We start from the raw sequence: 14,978 nt of genomic DNA on the forward strand, positions 1-14,978 counted from the left end.
GGGAACGGGCGGCCATGGGCCGCGTGTGTGGAATGAACCGTCTTTCAGGTTAATCCTTTTGTGAACCGATGCACAAAGTCACCGTCCAGCGAGCGCTACCGTGGAGGCCATGCACCGCATCACGCTGCTCGGAAAGCCCGGCTGCCACCTGTGTGAGGACGCACGCGAGATCATCGTCCGCGTGGCCGGGGAATTGGGCGTGCCGTGGGAGGAAATCGACATCGACTCCTCCGACGAGCTCCGGGAGCGCTACTGGGAGATGATCCCGGTCACCCTGATCGACGGTGTCCAGCACGACTTCTGGCGGGTCTCGGAAGATCGCCTGCGCGCCGCCCTCGCCTAGAACATCGCGGTCGGCAGCGGCACGACCTTGGCGGCGTTCACGTTGAGCTCGATGATGTTGGTCGCGAGCACCATGGCCTGGCGCTCGTTGATGAACCGCTCGATGTGCGGCTGGCGCTGGTGGTCGCGGTAGGCGACCTCGTCGCGGTAGAGCTCGTAGACGATGCGCTGCAGGGGCGCCGACTTGACCGCGTGGCAGGCGTAGATCAGCGTGTCTGGCTCGCTGCGCCTGACCGCCTCGACGGTCAGCTCGGCCAGCTGGTCGAAGGCGGCGCCCGAGCCGTCGATGAGCGTGAAGACGGTCAGCATGCCGTAGATGTTCGGGGAGGGCTTGCTGGACGCGGGCTGCGGGCCGGTCTGCGGCACAGGCTGGACCACGGGCTGGGGGCCGGTCTGCGGCACAGGCTGGACCACAGGCTGGGGGCCGGTCTGCGGCATGCGGGGGGCGAAGAGCTCGGCGCCCGGATAGACGGCCCCGGTGGCGGGCATCGCCTGGTCGGCCCGAGGCGGGCCGCCGTGCCCACCGTGCCCGCCGTTCATGATGTATCCGGTCGACGGGCCGGGGTCAGGCGGCGACATCCGCGCGGCGTAGTCGACCTCCTGGTCGTTCGCGCGGTATTCGGCCACCAGGTCGCCCAGGCCTGACCTGCGCTGCCGCGGCGGCTCGGCGGCGGCCACCGGGACGGGCTCCGGCATCGCGCGGCGGCCGGGTGGCGGCTCCTCGCTCGGCGAGCGCTCGTCGCGCCTGCCGCCCTCGTGGTGGCCGGCGAGCTCGTCGTCCTCATCGTCCTCGTCCTCGTACGGCGCGAGCGGGCGCAGCACGGTGTACCAGATGGCCGCGGCCGCGACGATGAGCAGCACGGTCGTGAAGACGCCGGGCACCCCGAACCGCATGGCGCCGATCAGCGCCAGCCCCGACGGCACGATGACCAGGAGCGCGTGCAGGTTGTCGGTGTCGTACTCGTCGCCGTTGCGCCACCTGAGCGCCGCGACCACCATGGCCCCCACCATGACGAGCGCGGCGATGACGTGCGCGCCGATCAGCAGGTAGGCCGGGATGACCGCCCAGTGCTCGGCGGCGGTGGGCAACGACTTGCCCATCTCCGCCCTGCGGAGCGGATCGACGACCATGATCACCGAGGCCACGATCGTGTAGGCGATGCCGAACAACCAGGCGAGGAACTTCGGCGGCACCTTCTCGGCCAGGAGCTGGATCAGCCCCACGGCCAGCCAGAGCGGCGCCAGCAGCGCGCCGGTCACCTGCAGCACCTTGAAGGTGACGACACCGAACCCCATGAGGTGGCCGATGCCCATCACCCCGAGTGACAGGCACAGTGCCGGCGCTGCAACGGTCCAGGCGATCAGCCAGCCCTCGGGCTCCTCGCGCAAGCGGCGGACCAGCGCACCCGAGGCGATCGCAGCCAGGAGCGCACCGGCGAAGGCTATGACAGCAACGAGGATCTCCATGGTGACTCCAATGCTGCCGGACTATGCCTCCCAGCCGGTAGCCGAAGAGGGAAAGGGTCGGTCCACACCGTATCTGCCGATTACGGGGAGACACGCAAGGAAGATGCGGATTGTGGAATTTCCGGTTGATTTCTAGAGTGTTCGAGCACGGCGCACCCCTTAGCCCTAGGGATACCGGATGCCTGAATCGTGGCCGTTCGCCGGGCTGCTTACGCCAGCAGCCGCTGGCCCTGCCCGGACGACCGAGCTTGCCGTGCGTGAAGACGTCGCCGACGACCTGCGCACCCTGGTGCTGCATGCGAAGACCGGGGACTCGGAGGCCTTTGGCACGCTCTACGACCGCTACGTGGATCTTGTCTATCGCTACATCTACTTCCGGGTCGGCTCCCACCCCCTGGCCGAGGATCTCACCAGCGAGACCTTCCTGCGCGCGCTGCGCCGAATCACCGACTTCACGTGGCAGGGCCGTGACTTCGGCGCCTGGCTCGTGACCATCGCCAGGAACCTGGTGGCCGACCATTTCAAGTCCGGGCGCTACCGCCTGGAGGTCGCGACGGGAGAGGTGATCGACGTCCCCCTCGACGGGGCGCACATCCCGGAGAACGCCGTGGTCACGGCCATCATCAACGACCGGGTGCTGCGTGCTGTGCGGGATCTCAATCCCGAGCAGCAGGAGTGCGTGGTGCTGCGCTTCCTGCACGGCCTGTCGCTCGCGGAAACCGCGCTGATCATGGGGAAGAAGAGTGGAGCGATCAAAGCGCTGCAGTTCCGGGCGATCCGCGCACTGGCCAGAGCACTCAAGCACGACCTTGCGTAACCTTCCGCCACGCAACGTCGTTAGGCAGGTGTCACAGCAGAATCCATTCGCGTGGGCGTCAGGGAGCGGTCATGGGTAGGGCGAGCAGATCGCGAGAGCGCGTGCTCGGTCACCTCACGGTGTTGCGGGGGCTCCCGCGCGGCGGAGGGCCGGACGCGGCCTTCCGCGAGCGCCTGCGCGAGCGGCTCACCTCCGCCCTGCCGGACGAGGAGCCGGCCCGGCCCGTCGGGCACAGGCGGCCCAGGCACAGGCGCAGACGCTCGATGTCCTCTCCACTCGTCTCGATCGGCCTGGTGGCCGCCATGATGCTGTCGGCGGTCGCGACCTACGAGGCGGTGCCCGGCGACACCCTCTACCCGCTCAAGCGCGCGGCCGAGAGCACGCTGGTCCGGCTCAGCACCGACGACGTGGTCCGGGGCGAGCGCGAGCTCGTCTCCGCCAAGACACGCGCGGAGGAGGTCGCCCAGCTTCTCGGCTCGGCGCAGGACGGCCCCCTCGTCAGCAAGACGCTCAAGGACATGGAGCAGTCGACCAGGTCGGGCATCAGCAGACTGCGACGCGCCGAACCGCGCTCGCCGAAGATCGACCGTTTCGCGGAGGACCAGCGGAACATGGTCGAGCCAATGCTCGAACAGCTCGACGGAGTGCAGCAGGACCAGGCCGTCGGCTACCTCGACTACATCGAAGGGCTCGTCGCTCCGGGCTAGGTAAGCTGACCTCCATGTGGCGGCTAATTCGACGACGGGGCGAGATCGAGGCGGAGATCGCCGGCGAGGTCGCAGCGGCAGCCGCTGTCGTCGCGCCCCCGGCCGAGCCCGATATTCAGGCGGCGGCCTTCTTCGACGTCGACAACACGATGATGCGCGGCGCGTCGATCTACCACTTCGCCAGGGGCCTGGCCACCCGGGGCATGTTCAACACCGGTGACCTGGTCAAGTTCGCCGTCGGGCAGGCGGTTTTCAGGCTCCGCGGCAACGAGAATCCCGAGCACATCGCCGTCGCCCGCGAGACCGCGCTGGCGTTCGTCGCCGGCGCCAAGGTCGACGACGTGGTGCGGCTGGGCGAGGAGATCTACGACGAGGTCATGGCCGACCGCATCTGGGGCGGCACCAGGGCGCTCGCGCAGAGCCATCTGGACCAGGGCCAGCGGGTGTGGCTCGTCACCGCCACGCCCATCGAGCTGGCCAGGGTGATCGCCCAGCGGCTGGGCCTGACCGGGGCGCTGGGCACCGTGGCGGAGACCCGGGAAGGCGTCTACACCGGGCGGCTGGTCGGCGACCTGCTGCACGGCCCGGCCAAGGCCGAGGCGGTGCGGGCGCTGGCCCGCCGCGAGGGCCTCGACCTGACCGCGTGCACCGCCTACAGCGATTCGGCCAACGATCTGCCCATGCTGTCCCTGGTGGGGCAGGCCGTGGCGATCAACCCCGACAGCGAGCTGCGCGAGCACGCTCGGAAGCACGGATGGCAGATCAAGGACTTCCGCACCGGCCGCAAGGCGACCATGACCGCGCTGCCGTTCGCGGCCGGTGCCGGGGCCGTGGCCGGGGGCGTGGCCGCCGGCCTCGCGCTGCGCAGGCTCTACCGCTCTCGCTAGCCGGCGCTACCTCAGCGTCCCGAACAGCTTGTCGGCCTCCGGCTGCCTCCACTGGATCCTGTTGGGGACCTGCGGATGAGGTCTCCAGGGGATCGTTCGGAAGCTCACCGAAGACCCCTGCGCGCTCGAGGCGATGCCGGCCATGGTCTCGAGGTCGAGCGCCTCGTCGGTCCTGACCGATTTCGCCGCCTCGGCCAGGAAGGCGCGGAGCTGGGCGGGGTCGGTGAGGACCAGCTTGGCCTTCTTCGCCATCGCGTACAGCAACTGCTGCTGGCGCTTGATCCGGCCGATGTCCGACCCGTCGCCGTAGTTGCGCAGCCGCATGTAGCCGAGCGCCGTCTCGCCGTTGAGCAGATTCCTGCCCGCGGGCAGCTTCAGCTTCGACTTCGGGTCGTCCACCGGCCGTTCCAGCTTGACCTCGACCCCGCCGAGCGCGTCGACGAGCTGGACGAACCCGGCGAACTCCACTTCGATCATGTGGTCGATCCGGATGCCGGTCAGGGTCTCGACGGTCTTCACCGCGCAGCTCAGCCCGCCACGGTCGAAAGCGGAGTTGATCATGTCGGTGCGGGCGGGCGCCGAGCCGCACCTCGGGATCTCGACGATCGAGTCCCTGGGGATGCTGACGACCGTGACCTTCCTCCTGTCGGCCGGCAGGTGCAGCACGATCATCGTGTCCGTGCGGGCGCCCTTGCGGAACCGCGGTGTGCCCGCCTGGCTATCAGTGCCGACCAGCAGCACGTTCAGCGCGTCTGTCACCTTGACCGGACGCTCACCGGCCAGCGGGCGCACCGTGTCCCAGCCGCCGATCAGCAGCGTGGGCACCGCGACCACCGCCGCGGTGACGGCGGCGACCAGGGCCGTCATCGGCCAGCCGAACGTCCTACGGCGCGGCCTGGCCCGCAACATGCGCTGCCGCTGGCGCACCAGTGTCGCGGGCGGCTCATGTGCGAGTTCCTCGCCGAAGTCGCGGAGGATCCTCAGATCGTCCATCGTCACTCCTGTCCGAGCATCGGGTTGGTGTCGCCGAGCGCCGCGCGTACCTTCCGCCTGCCCCTGTTGAGGCGGGAGCGCACGGTACCGATGGGGATGCCGAGCGCCTGCGCGACCTCCTCGTACGTCAGATCGCCCCAGGCGATCAGCAGGAGCACGTCGCGGTCCTTTGCGGGCAGCGCCGCCAGCGCGCCGGCGAGGGGGCCGCGGGCGGCCTGCGCGGTCACGCCGGCGGCGACGCGGTCGGCGGGAGACTCCACGTCGAGGTCGACCGGCGCGCGACGGAAGGCGCGGTAGCGGGCCGCCTCGCTGCGGTGGTGGCGGGACATGAGCTTGGTGAGGATGCCGAACAGCCACGGTCTGGCGTCGGGACAGCCCAGGTCGTAGGTCGTCCTCCGGGAGAAGGCGACCAGGAACGTCTCGCCGACCAGGTCCTCCGCCTGCTCGGGGCCGAGCCGTTTGGAGACGTACCTGTAGAGCATGGCGGAGTAGCGGTCGAACAGCTCGGCGAACGCCTCCGGTTCGGACCAGGAGGCGCTGATGAGCTCGGCGTCCGCGCCCTGGATGGCGGGTTGCGTGATCATCTCCGCCCTTCTGTGGGGGAATCAGTCGATGATGTCTTGCCACAACCCGCCGTGAGGGTTCACAGCTCCTTGCGCGCGCCTCCGTCGACGACGAAGTCGGCCCCGGTCGTGCTGCCGGAACGCGGCGACGCGAGCAGGACCACCGCGTCGGCCACCTCCTGCGGGTGCACCAGGCGTCCGGTGACCAGCCGCATCATCTCCGGCGCCACCTGGGCCACGACGCTGTCCCCGTCGGTCCCGGCCATGCCGGCGATGACCTCGGCGGCACCGCCCGGCTTCGTCCACCAGTCGGTGAGCACGGGGCCGGGCGAGACGGTGTTGACCCGGATGCCCCGCGGGCCGAACTCCTCGGACAGGGCCTTGCCGAGGTGGTTCATGGCCGACTTGGCGGCGCCGTAATCGACGTTCATCGCGCCCGGCTGCACGGCCATGGTCGAGGAGACGTTGACGATCGAGCCGCCACCGCGTTCGAGCATGACGGGCACGGCGGCGCGGATGGCCCGTACGGCGGAGAACAGGTTGAACTCGAACATCGCCTGCCAGTCGGCGTCGTCCGGGGTCAGGAACCCGACCCTGGGCAGCGTCACCCCGGGCGGCGGGCCACCGGCGTTGTTGACCAGGATGTCGAGCCCGCCGAACTCCTCGACGGTGCGTGCCACGACGCGCGCCGGGGCCTGCGGGTCCATCAGGTCGGCGGCGACGTGCACCACCTTGCCGGGCAGATCGTCGGTACGGGTCCGCGAGACGGCCACGACATGCGCCCCCTCCTCGGCCAGGGTCCGGGCCACGGCCAGGCCGATGCCCTTGGACGCGCCGGTGACGAGCGCGACGCGGCCGGAAAGCTGCAGATCCATGTGGTTCCCCTTCGGTGTTCCGGTTATCGCATGGAGAACACCGGTCCGGCCGCGGCGGTTGCGCTAGAGGAAGGGCGGGAACGCGTGACCGCGCCGCAGCCTGAGCTGGTTGAGCATCTGCTGGACCACCTCGCGGACGTGGTCGGTGAGGTTGAACACCAGCATCGGATCGTCGGCCGCGGCCGGATCGTACTCGTCGGTCCTGATCGGCTCCCCGAACTCGATCAGCCACTTCGACGGCAGCGGCACCAGGCCGAGCGGCCCCAGCAGCGGGAAGAACGGGGTGATCGGCAGGTAGGGCAGGCCGAGCAGCCTGGCCAGGAACGGCATGTCGCCGAGCTTCGGATAGATCTCCTCCGAGCCCACGATGGCCGTTGGCACGATCGGCACCCCGGCCCGGATCGCGGAGGCGACGAAGCCGCCACGGCCGAACCTCTGCAGCTTGTAGCGCTCGGAGAACGGCTTGCCGACGCCCTTGAACCCCTCGGGGAACACCCCGACCAGCTCCCCCTTGCGCAGCAGCCGGTCGGCGTCCTCGGGGCAGGCCAGCGTGTGCCCGGTCTTGCGCGACAGGTGGCCCAGCATCGGGAGCCGGTAGACCAGGTCGGCGCCGAGCAGCCGCAGCGCCCTGCCCGCCTCGTCGTGCAGCGCCACCTGCAGCATCAGCGCGTCGACCGGCAGCGTGCCGGCATGGTTGGCCACGACGAGCGCGCCGCTGTCGCCGGGCACGTTCTTCAGGTCCAGGGTCTCGACCCTGAACCAGTGGTGATAAAGCGGCCGCAGCAGCTCCAGCAGCACCTTGTCGGTCAGCTCGGCGTCGTAGCCGAACTCGTCCACCTCGTAGTCGCCGGTGATCCGCCTTCGCAGGAAGGCCAGCAACTCGGCGGCCGGCTCGGGCTCGGTGAAGGAGGGCGCGGCACTGATCGGGACCACGCGCGCCTCCTCGTCAGGGACGCTCAACGGCGCGCACCTCCGAAGGGACGCAGCCCCCGCGAGTGCAGGAAGTCGTCGAACGCCGCCCCTGTGCTGAACTTCGGCTTCCAGCCCAGCTCGGACTCCAGGCCGCCGGAGTCGACCGCGCGGCCGTGGCTCATCAGCCGGAGCTGCTCGGGCGAGTAGTCGACCAGGCCTGCCTTGCGCACCGCGGTGCCCAGGAGCTGGAAGGCGGGAGAGAAGAGCGGCAGCGACAGCCGCCCCGCCCTGCGCACGCACTGCGACAGGAGCAGCACGCCTGCCCCGGCCACGTTGAACGTGCCGGGGTGATCCTCCATGGCCATCCGGCGCAGCACCTCGACAGCGTCGTCCTCATGGACGAACTGCAGCCGCGGATCGAAGCCGAACACCGTCGGCAGCACCGGCTGGATGAAGTAACGGGTCAGCGGCGAGTCGACGCCCGGACCCATGAAGTTGGCGAAGCGCAGCAGCGACACACTGACGTCGGGACGCCGACGCGCGAAACCGCGCACGTAACCCTCGACCTCGACCGCGTCCTTGGCGTAGCCGTGGCTGGGGCCGTCGTGCGGCTCCAGGTCCTCGGTGAACACCGCCGGATCCCTGGGCGAGGATCCGTAGACGGCTGTGGTCGAGCGGACGACCACGCGCCGCACGGTCGCCGAGCGCTGGCAGGCACCGAGCAGCTGCATGGTGCCTATGACGTTGTGCTCCTTCATGGCGGCCCGGCCGGTGCTCCTGGAGGGAGCGCTCACCAGACTCATGTGCACCACGGTGTCGATGTCGGCGGCCGCGATCACCTGAGCGATGTCGGGACTGCGTAGATCGACCCGGACGAACTCGGTCCGACCGAGGGAGATGCCGCCATCACGGGTCAGCGAGGGCGGCGGCACGGTGTCCACTCCAATGACGCGGCTGACGTCCGGGTCCGCCGCGAGAACACTCGCCACCCGTGCGCCTATGTGGCGCGAGACCCCGGTGACTAGCACGGTGTGGGTCATCAGCGCCTCGCAGCTGCGTCGACTACTTCTTGTTACGCCGCTGGATGCGCGTCTTCTTGAGCAGCTTGCGGTGCTTCTTCTTGGCCATCCGCTTGCGGCGCTTCTTGATCACAGAGCCCACGGGACCCCCAGGTAACTGATAGCAAGTCTGAATCGGTGTGCGAGCGCACACCGGGTGACAGACTACCGGCGATCCGCGGTAGATCGCCCCTCGGGGGTGAGGGCCCGGCCGCACGATCGCCGGCCGGGCCTCTCCCGCGACGGTATTCACGGCGCGCGGCGCGCGCCGCTACTCCGGTTTCAGCCTGCTTCGATGTAGGCTTCGCGAAGATAGTCGTGCACCGCCTGTTCTGGCACTCTGAACGAGCGGCCGACGCGGATGGCCGGCAACTCGCCCGAGTGCACCAGTCGGTAAACGGTCATCTTCGACACTCGCATGACCGTGGCCACTTCAGCCACCGTCAGGAACTTCACCTCGCTGAGAGGTCTTTCGCCTGCAGCCATCGGACGCCTCTTCCGCACGTGTTTCCGGGTTATCCCCACTGGTGCCATCGCTCACGCACGTGTACTGCCGTCAGCGTAAGTCGGGACTCCGAGTGCGCAAACCCCCTAGTTTTTCAGTCCGCGGAGCCACCTGTCAGCCGAACCAGCAAACTTGCTGGCCAGCAGCCCGATCGAGCACCTCGCCTAGACGTTGGAACTGTCCAACTTGTCACACATAAGAGTCGCCCAGGCCTCATCAAAAGTTGGCAAAGGGACGGCGAGCCCCTTGGAATGCAGGCGCGAAAAGACGGTATCGGGATGACCGATTTCGACTCATAGGGCCCGTGTGACTCGTGTGACCAACCGCTCAGTCAACGGTGTGTAATAGCGGGGTAGCACATTGTCGTCAAGTGGCACCACAACATCGATCTTGCCCTCGGCCTCTCCGACGAAGAGCCCAGGATCATTGCTGTCGGCGAAAGCCACAGTGGGCACTCCCGCCTCTCCAGCGGCCCCTGCCCACCCGTGGTCGGCGATAACCAGCTCCGGCCGCGTGTCGCCGAGCTCGGCCAGCATGTGCTCCATCGGGGCCGAGTCGTGGGTGTGCACGAAGGCGCCCTTCTCGTCCAGCATCGCCACGTCGCCCAGATAGCGGATGCGGCGCGGCCGACCGAAACCCGACCCGGAGTAGGTCCACCCCTCGGCGGGCGTCAGGATGGTGGCCCCGCACTCGAGCGCGAGCCTGGCGAGCGGCAGGTGGATGGCGAGCAGTCCGGTGGGATGCCCGGTGGCGAACAGCACTCGGGGCCGCTCCCGCGAGAGCACCGCGGCGATCCTGTCGGCCATCGCGTCGAGCGCGTCGATGGTCCGCTCCGGGTCGATGGTGTCCTGGCCCCAGCGGTGACCCGGGTCGGCGACCACGCCCGCGGCCTTGGCCATCAGGGCCAGCACGTCGCGGAACGTCCACCGCTGCTCGAAGGTCAGCCCCAGCATGTAGTAGGGGTCCTGGTTGGCGAGCGAGCTGTAGTGGTCCAGGTTGTTCTCGCGCGATGTCGCTATGTCGCCGGCGATGCGGCTGTGGATCAGGTGCTCGCGGAGTGCGGCGCGGCTCAGCACTGTTCTTCCTTAGGGCATCGGGTCGAGGCCGTGCAGGGGGAACACCGCGTGCCGGGTCGCCATGACGGCACGGTCGATGGGGTCCGCTGGATCATAACCACCAGATAGATCCTGAAATTCCGGGCTTCTGCCGTCGGTCATGGTCAGCGGGGCCAGCTCTCCCGTGCGTTCCCGTACGAGCCTCCGCCAACCCTCGCCCGTCGGGGTGGCCGGGTCGAGCGGGTGGCCCGACAGCTCGGCGATCAGGTGGGTCCACACCCGTGGCACCACCTGGACGAGCTCGTAGCCGCCACCACCGGTGGCGATCCAGCGCCCACCGGCCGTCTCGTGCGCCAGCCGGTGCAGCGCGACGTAGGCGGCTCTCTGGCCGTCGACGCTGAGCATCAGGTGGGCCAGCGGGTCCAGCGCGTGGCTGTCGCAGCCGTGCTGGGTCACCAGGATCTCGGGCCGGAACTCGCGCAGCAGCGGCGGCACGACGGAGTCGAAGGCCCGCAGCCAGCCGGAGTCGCCGCAGCCCGCCGGGAGCGCGACGTTGACCGCGGTGCCGTCGGCGCCGGTCTCCTCGGGGAAACCCGTGCCGGGGAACAGCGTGCGCGGGCTCTCGTGCAGGCTGATCGTCAGCACACGCGGATCGTCGTAGAACAGCGCCTGCACCCCGTCGCCGTGGTGCACGTCCACGTCCACGTAGGCGACGCGCTCCGCGCCCTGCCTCAGCAGCCAGGCGATGGCCAGCGCCGGGTCGTTGTAGACGCAGAAACCGCTGGCCAGACCGGCCATCGCATGGTGCAGCCCGCCCGCGACGTTCACCGCATGCTCGGCCGAGCCCTCCCAGACCCCGCGGGCCGCGGCCAGCGAGGCGCCGGCGATCAGCGCGGAGGCCTCGTGGACTCCCGCGAAGGCGGGGTTGTCCGCCGTGCCGAGTCCCACCGACAGGTCCGGCCTGCCGGAGGCGGAGACGCGCTTGACCGCCTCGACGTAGTCGGGCCGGTGCACCATGGCCAGCTCGTCGTCGGTGGCCGGCGCGCATCCGCTCATCTCGACCTTGTCCAGCACCCCCAACTCCCTGGCCAGCGCCATGGTGAGCTCCACCCGGACGGGGGCGAGCGGATGCCCGGGGCCGAAGTCGTAGGAGGTGAGGGCGTCGTCCCAGATGACCCGCGCCGACTGGCTCATGCATGCTCCGTTTCCCTCGCCTTCAGGTGACGTTACCGCAGCGTCAACGGCCGCCGTCCAGACGGATCGCCCGGCAACAGCGAAGAACTTTCGCGTAGCCTCGGATCATGCGCTTCGTGCGTCCATTTCAGGCCGCATGGCGATTTTTCCGACGCCCACGGGTCTTCGACACCGTGCTCGTCGCCGTGCTCGTCGTGCCCGCCCTGGTCGCCGCGGTCTCGTCGTGGAGTCAGGGGTACACCGACGTCGCCAGGGGCGCGGTGCACTTCGCGCTCTCCATCCTCCCCCTGCTCGTACGCCGGACCAGGCCGCTGCTGGCCGCCGGCCTGGTGGTCGCGCTCGACGTCGTCGGCATCGCCACCGGCGTGGTCGGTGGCGGCAACGCGGGATCGATCATCGCCTTCTACAGCGTCGGCCGCTACACGCCCGGGCGCACCACGGTGATCGCCGCCGCCGCCGGTGGCGTGGCCTACGCGACGTCGTTGGAGCTGTTCGGCGGGAACCCCGGGGGCTGGGTGGCGGGCCTGCTCGCCACCGCCGTTCCGGTGGCGTTCGGCCAGCTCGTGAGGGTGCGGGCCGAGCTGAGGGAGCGCGCGCGGCGCGAGGTGGCCGACAGCGCCGTGCGCGCCGAGCGGCGGCGGATCGCCAGGGAGCTGCACGACGTCGTGGCCCACCATCTGAGCGTCATCAACGCGCTCGTCGGCGGCGCCAGGGCCACCCTGCCACCGGGCCAGAACGTGACCCGCGAGGCGCTGGCCGGCGCCGAGCAGACGGCCCGCCAGGCCCTGGCGGAGATGCGCCAGCTCCTCGACGTGCTCAGGGCCGACGGCGGCGGCACCGCCGACGCCGCCACCGGGGTGGGCGCGGCCAGGTTGCCCGCGCTCGTCGAGGAGGCCAAGACCGCCGGCCTGCCCGCCAGCCTGACCGTGACGGGCGAGCCGGTCCCCCTGCCCACGGCCGTGGACCACGCCGTCTACCGGATCGTCCAGGAGGCGCTGACCAACACCCGCAAGCACACGGTCGGCGCCCGGGCCAGTGTCCTGCTGGCCTACGATCCCGCGGCCATCGAGGTCGAGGTGCTCGACGACGGCGCGGCCAAGCTGCCGTCGGCCTCGGGCCTGGGCCTCGGCGGCATGGCCGAGCGGGTGGCGCTGTGCGGCGGCGACTTATGGACCGGCCCGCGCCTGGAAGGCGGCTTCCGCGTCCACGCGCGCATCCCCCTGGAGCGGAAATGATCACGGTGCTGCTGGCCGACGACCACGAGCTGGTGCGCAAGGGCTTCAGGCTGATGCTCGACGCGCAGCCGGACCTGACGGTCGTCGGCGAGGCCGCCGACGGCGCCGAGGCGGTGCGGCTGAGCGGTCTGCTCGCACCCGACGTGGTGCTCATGGACCTGCACATGCCGGAGCTCGACGGGGTGCGCGCCACCGAGCGGATCACCGCCGAGCTGCCCGGCGTGCGGGTGCTCGCCCTGAGCACGTTCGACCTGGACGAGAACGTGGTCGCGGCGCTGCGGGCGGGCGCCTGCGGCTTCCTGCCCAAGGACGTCTCGCCGGAGGAGCTGGTCGAGGGCGTGCGCGTGGTGCACCGCGGCGAGGCTGCGGTGGCGCCGCGCCTGCTCACCCGGCTGATCGGCACGTTCGTCCGCGCTCACCGGCCGCAGCGCGCCGCCGCGCCCCAGGACGGGCTGGCCGGGCTCACCGAGCGCGAGCGGGAGATCCTGGTCCTGATCGCGCGCGGTCTGTCCAACACCGAGATCGCCCAGGAGCTCGGCGTCTCACCCTCGACCGTCAAGAACCACGTGACGAGCCTGTTCGCCAAGATCGGCGTCCGGGACCGGGCGCAGTCCGTGATCGTGGCGTACGAGGCGGCCCTGATCAGCCCCGGCGAGTAGGAGCACGCTCCCAGACGAGGGCGGCCCGAACGGTCCCGCAGCAGGAGGCGGATGCCCGCCCGGCGGGACATCTTGGAGTCATGACCGCGATCCGGGCCACGAGCCTGAGCAAGCACTACGGAAAGACCGTCGCCGTGGCGGACCTGTCGTTCGACGTCGAGCCGGGCCAGGTGACCGGGTTCCTGGGGCCGAACGGAGCGGGCAAATCGACGACGATGCGCATGGTCCTCGGCCTGGACCGCCCGTCCACGGGTGCCGTGCTCGTCGACGGCAGGCCGTACCAGGAGCTGAGACACCCGCTGCGCAAGGTCGGCGCGCTGCTGGACGCCAAGGCCGTGCACGGCGGGCGCAGCGCGCGCAACCACCTGCTGGCCATCGCGCAGAGCAACGCCATCGAGGCGAGCCGGGTCGAGGAGGTGCTCGAGCTCGTCGGTCTGAGCCAGGTGGCCAAGCGCCGCATCGGCGGCTTCTCCCTCGGCATGTCACAGCGCCTCGGGATCGCCGCGGCGCTGCTCGGCGATCCGGAGATCCTCCTGTTCGACGAGCCCGTCAACGGCCTCGACCCCGACGGCATCCTGTGGATCCGCACGCTGATGCGCGACCTGGCCGCCGAGGGGCGCACCGTGTTCGTCTCCAGCCACCTGATGAGCGAGATGGCGCAGACCGCCGACCACCTGATCGTCATCGGGCGGGGCAGGCTCATCGCCGACACGAGCGTGCAGGAGTTCATCGGGCGCAGCTCCCAGGGATACGTGCGGGTACGGTCGCCGCGCCTGGCCGAGGTCGCCGAACTGGTCAAGGTGGGCGAGCTGCACCCGGACCACCTCCGGGTGACCGGGCTGGATCCTCTGGAGATCGGGACGATGACCGCGCGGGCGGGACTGCCGCTGGAGGAACTGACCTTCGTGCGGCCCTCGCTCGAAGCCGCCTACATGGAGCTCACCAAGGACAGTCTGGAGTTCACCTCATGATCGACATCCTGCGGTCCGAATGGACCAAGATCCGTTCGGTCCGCTCCACGGTGTGGACGCTGGCCGCCACCGCGCTGCTGATGGTGGGCATCAGCGTCCTGCTCACAGTGGCGATCTCGAACTCGGGCCAGAACATGGCCGGCGACGAGGCCACCCGGATCAGCCTCGCGGGAGTGCTGTTCGCCCAGCTGTCCATCGCCACGTTCGGGGTGCTCGTGGTGTCGAGCGAGTACCGGACCGGGGCAATCAGGACGACGTTCATGGCCGTGCCGAAGCGGCTGCGGTTGCTGACGGGCAAGGTCGTGGTGTTCACCGTCGTGACACTCGCCGTCTGCATCGCCTCCACCTTCGCCGCCTTCCTGCTGGGCGGGCAGCTGATACTCGGGACGACCTCTCTGAGCGAGCCCGGCGCGCCGGCAGCGATCCTCGGCTCGGGCCTCTACCTGACCGCGGGCGGCCTGTTCGGGCTGGCGCTCGGCGCCCTGATCAGGCACACGCCCGGGGCCGTCGTGTCGGCCATCGCCCTGATGTACGTGCTGCCGCAGCTCACCGGCCTGCTTCCGGGCCAGTGGGGCGCCACGGTGGACGACTACTTCACCACCAACGCCGGGATGGAGGTGGCGATACCCGGCCAGAACGGATCGCTCGGCCCGTGGTCCGGCTACGGCGTGTACCTCGTCTGGATCGCCGTCACCCTGCTCGTCGCGGCCGTGCTGATGAGGCGCCGCGACGCCTGAT

At 69.9% G+C, this 14,978-nt stretch carries 18 protein-coding genes; 8 read left to right on the forward strand and 10 right to left on the reverse strand.

Annotated elements, in window-relative coordinates; genetic code table 11:
- The first annotated feature begins 109 nt into the window (after positions 1-109).
- Positions 110-343: a glutaredoxin family protein gene (locus V5E28_RS25510; RefSeq protein WP_336209756.1), complete on the forward strand. Its 234-nt coding sequence runs from the start codon at positions 110-112 to the stop codon at positions 341-343.
- On the opposite strand, the gene V5E28_RS25515 is transcribed toward V5E28_RS25510, so the two are convergent.
- On the reverse strand, positions 340-1,809 hold the full coding sequence (locus V5E28_RS25515; protein WP_336209758.1) for an antibiotic biosynthesis monooxygenase: 1,470 nt from the start codon (positions 1,807-1,809) through the stop codon (positions 340-342). The genes V5E28_RS25510 and V5E28_RS25515 overlap by 4 nt on opposite strands.
- A gap of 178 nt (positions 1,810-1,987) precedes the next feature.
- On the opposite strand from V5E28_RS25515, the gene V5E28_RS25520 reads away from it, so the two are divergent.
- The 3 genes from V5E28_RS25520 to V5E28_RS25530 all read left to right on the forward strand — a co-directional run bounded on the left by V5E28_RS25520 (position 1,988) and on the right by V5E28_RS25530 (position 4,220).
- On the forward strand, positions 1,988-2,626 hold the full coding sequence (locus V5E28_RS25520) for a sigma-70 family RNA polymerase sigma factor (RefSeq protein WP_442945866.1): 639 nt from the start codon (positions 1,988-1,990) through the stop codon (positions 2,624-2,626).
- Positions 2,627-2,697: 71 nt separating this feature from the next.
- Positions 2,698-3,333 (forward strand): DUF5667 domain-containing protein, encoded by a 636-nt coding sequence (locus V5E28_RS25525; RefSeq protein ID WP_336209762.1) that lies wholly within the window; start codon positions 2,698-2,700, stop codon positions 3,331-3,333.
- 14 nt (positions 3,334-3,347) lie between these two features.
- Entirely contained in the window at positions 3,348-4,220 is an 873-nt protein-coding gene (locus V5E28_RS25530) for an HAD family hydrolase (protein ID WP_336209764.1), read from the forward strand.
- A 6-nt stretch (positions 4,221-4,226) separates the two neighbouring features.
- Here the strand turns inward: V5E28_RS25530 and V5E28_RS25535 are convergent, their stop codons facing one another.
- The 9 genes from V5E28_RS25535 to V5E28_RS25575 form a co-directional block, all read right to left on the reverse strand.
- On the reverse strand, positions 4,227-5,213 hold the full coding sequence (locus tag V5E28_RS25535; protein WP_336209766.1) for an LCP family protein: 987 nt from the start codon (positions 5,211-5,213) through the stop codon (positions 4,227-4,229).
- Between the two features lie 2 nt (positions 5,214-5,215).
- Positions 5,216-5,797 (reverse strand): RNA polymerase sigma factor, encoded by a 582-nt coding sequence (locus V5E28_RS25540; protein WP_336209768.1) that lies wholly within the window; start codon positions 5,795-5,797, stop codon positions 5,216-5,218.
- Between the two features lie 59 nt (positions 5,798-5,856).
- Positions 5,857-6,651 carry an SDR family NAD(P)-dependent oxidoreductase gene (locus V5E28_RS25545; RefSeq protein ID WP_336209770.1) on the reverse strand — a complete coding sequence of 265 codons (795 nt, stop codon included), beginning with the start codon at positions 6,649-6,651 and terminating at the stop codon, positions 5,857-5,859.
- Between the two features lie 63 nt (positions 6,652-6,714).
- A complete protein-coding gene (locus tag V5E28_RS25550) occupies positions 6,715-7,584 on the reverse strand; it encodes a lysophospholipid acyltransferase family protein (protein ID WP_336209844.1) in 870 nt (289 codons plus the stop codon).
- 23 nt (positions 7,585-7,607) lie between these two features.
- The gene (locus tag V5E28_RS25555; RefSeq protein WP_336209772.1) at positions 7,608-8,603 is read right to left on the reverse strand and encodes an NAD-dependent epimerase/dehydratase family protein; all 996 of its coding nucleotides are present in this window, start codon (positions 8,601-8,603) and stop codon (positions 7,608-7,610) included.
- 22 nt (positions 8,604-8,625) lie between these two features.
- Positions 8,626-8,724 carry a 30S ribosomal protein bS22 gene (locus V5E28_RS25560; RefSeq protein WP_018654693.1) on the reverse strand — a complete coding sequence of 33 codons (99 nt, stop codon included), beginning with the start codon at positions 8,722-8,724 and terminating at the stop codon, positions 8,626-8,628.
- A 179-nt stretch (positions 8,725-8,903) separates the two neighbouring features.
- The gene (locus V5E28_RS25565; protein WP_043629748.1) at positions 8,904-9,107 is read right to left on the reverse strand and encodes a helix-turn-helix domain-containing protein; all 204 of its coding nucleotides are present in this window, start codon (positions 9,105-9,107) and stop codon (positions 8,904-8,906) included.
- A 312-nt stretch (positions 9,108-9,419) separates the two neighbouring features.
- Positions 9,420-10,202, reverse strand: coding sequence for a phosphatase (locus V5E28_RS25570; protein WP_336209785.1), 783 nt, complete (start codon positions 10,200-10,202; stop codon positions 9,420-9,422).
- A 9-nt stretch (positions 10,203-10,211) separates the two neighbouring features.
- Complete coding sequence (locus V5E28_RS25575; RefSeq protein ID WP_336209786.1) at positions 10,212-11,375, reverse strand: acetoin utilization protein AcuC; 1,164 nt, start codon at positions 11,373-11,375, stop codon at positions 10,212-10,214.
- A gap of 107 nt (positions 11,376-11,482) precedes the next feature.
- Here V5E28_RS25575 and V5E28_RS25580 point away from each other — a divergent pair, with 107 nt between their 5' ends.
- The 4 genes from V5E28_RS25580 (at position 11,483) to V5E28_RS25595 (ending at position 14,977) form a co-directional block, all read left to right on the forward strand.
- Positions 11,483-12,610 carry a sensor histidine kinase gene (locus tag V5E28_RS25580; protein ID WP_336209787.1) on the forward strand — a complete coding sequence of 376 codons (1,128 nt, stop codon included), beginning with the start codon at positions 11,483-11,485 and terminating at the stop codon, positions 12,608-12,610.
- On the forward strand, positions 12,607-13,269 hold the full coding sequence (locus V5E28_RS25585; RefSeq protein ID WP_336209789.1) for a response regulator transcription factor: 663 nt from the start codon (positions 12,607-12,609) through the stop codon (positions 13,267-13,269). The genes V5E28_RS25580 and V5E28_RS25585 overlap by 4 nt, the downstream gene beginning before the upstream one ends.
- An 80-nt stretch (positions 13,270-13,349) precedes the next feature.
- On the forward strand, positions 13,350-14,240 hold the full coding sequence (locus V5E28_RS25590; protein ID WP_336209791.1) for an ATP-binding cassette domain-containing protein: 891 nt from the start codon (positions 13,350-13,352) through the stop codon (positions 14,238-14,240).
- The gene (locus V5E28_RS25595; protein ID WP_336209793.1) at positions 14,237-14,977 is read left to right on the forward strand and encodes an ABC transporter permease; all 741 of its coding nucleotides are present in this window, start codon (positions 14,237-14,239) and stop codon (positions 14,975-14,977) included. The genes V5E28_RS25590 and V5E28_RS25595 overlap by 4 nt, the downstream gene beginning before the upstream one ends.
- Position 14,978 lies beyond the last annotated feature (1 nt).

The sequence above is a fragment of the Nonomuraea sp. LPB2021202275-12-8 genome (genome assembly GCF_037044575.1).
Classification (GTDB): domain Bacteria; phylum Actinomycetota; class Actinomycetes; order Streptosporangiales; family Streptosporangiaceae; genus Nonomuraea.

Coding starts and splice junctions, on each gene's coding strand:
- V5E28_RS25510 (WP_336209756.1), top strand. CDS start 110: ATGCACCGCATCACGCTGCTCGGAAAGCCCGGCTGCCACCTGTGTGAG.
- V5E28_RS25515 (WP_336209758.1), bottom strand. CDS start 1,809: ATGGAGATCCTCGTTGCTGTCATAGCCTTCGCCGGTGCGCTCCTGGCT.
- V5E28_RS25520 (WP_442945866.1), top strand. CDS start 1,988: ATGCCTGAATCGTGGCCGTTCGCCGGGCTGCTTACGCCAGCAGCCGCT.
- V5E28_RS25525 (WP_336209762.1), top strand. CDS start 2,698: ATGGGTAGGGCGAGCAGATCGCGAGAGCGCGTGCTCGGTCACCTCACG.
- V5E28_RS25530 (WP_336209764.1), top strand. CDS start 3,348: ATGTGGCGGCTAATTCGACGACGGGGCGAGATCGAGGCGGAGATCGCC.
- V5E28_RS25535 (WP_336209766.1), bottom strand. CDS start 5,213: ATGGACGATCTGAGGATCCTCCGCGACTTCGGCGAGGAACTCGCACAT.
- V5E28_RS25540 (WP_336209768.1), bottom strand. CDS start 5,797: ATGATCACGCAACCCGCCATCCAGGGCGCGGACGCCGAGCTCATCAGC.
- V5E28_RS25545 (WP_336209770.1), bottom strand. CDS start 6,651: ATGGATCTGCAGCTTTCCGGCCGCGTCGCGCTCGTCACCGGCGCGTCC.
- V5E28_RS25555 (WP_336209772.1), bottom strand. CDS start 8,603: ATGACCCACACCGTGCTAGTCACCGGGGTCTCGCGCCACATAGGCGCA.
- V5E28_RS25565 (WP_043629748.1), bottom strand. CDS start 9,107: ATGGCTGCAGGCGAAAGACCTCTCAGCGAGGTGAAGTTCCTGACGGTG.
- V5E28_RS25575 (WP_336209786.1), bottom strand. CDS start 11,375: ATGAGCCAGTCGGCGCGGGTCATCTGGGACGACGCCCTCACCTCCTAC.
- V5E28_RS25580 (WP_336209787.1), top strand. CDS start 11,483: ATGCGCTTCGTGCGTCCATTTCAGGCCGCATGGCGATTTTTCCGACGC.
- V5E28_RS25585 (WP_336209789.1), top strand. CDS start 12,607: ATGATCACGGTGCTGCTGGCCGACGACCACGAGCTGGTGCGCAAGGGC.
- V5E28_RS25590 (WP_336209791.1), top strand. CDS start 13,350: ATGACCGCGATCCGGGCCACGAGCCTGAGCAAGCACTACGGAAAGACC.
- V5E28_RS25595 (WP_336209793.1), top strand. CDS start 14,237: ATGATCGACATCCTGCGGTCCGAATGGACCAAGATCCGTTCGGTCCGC.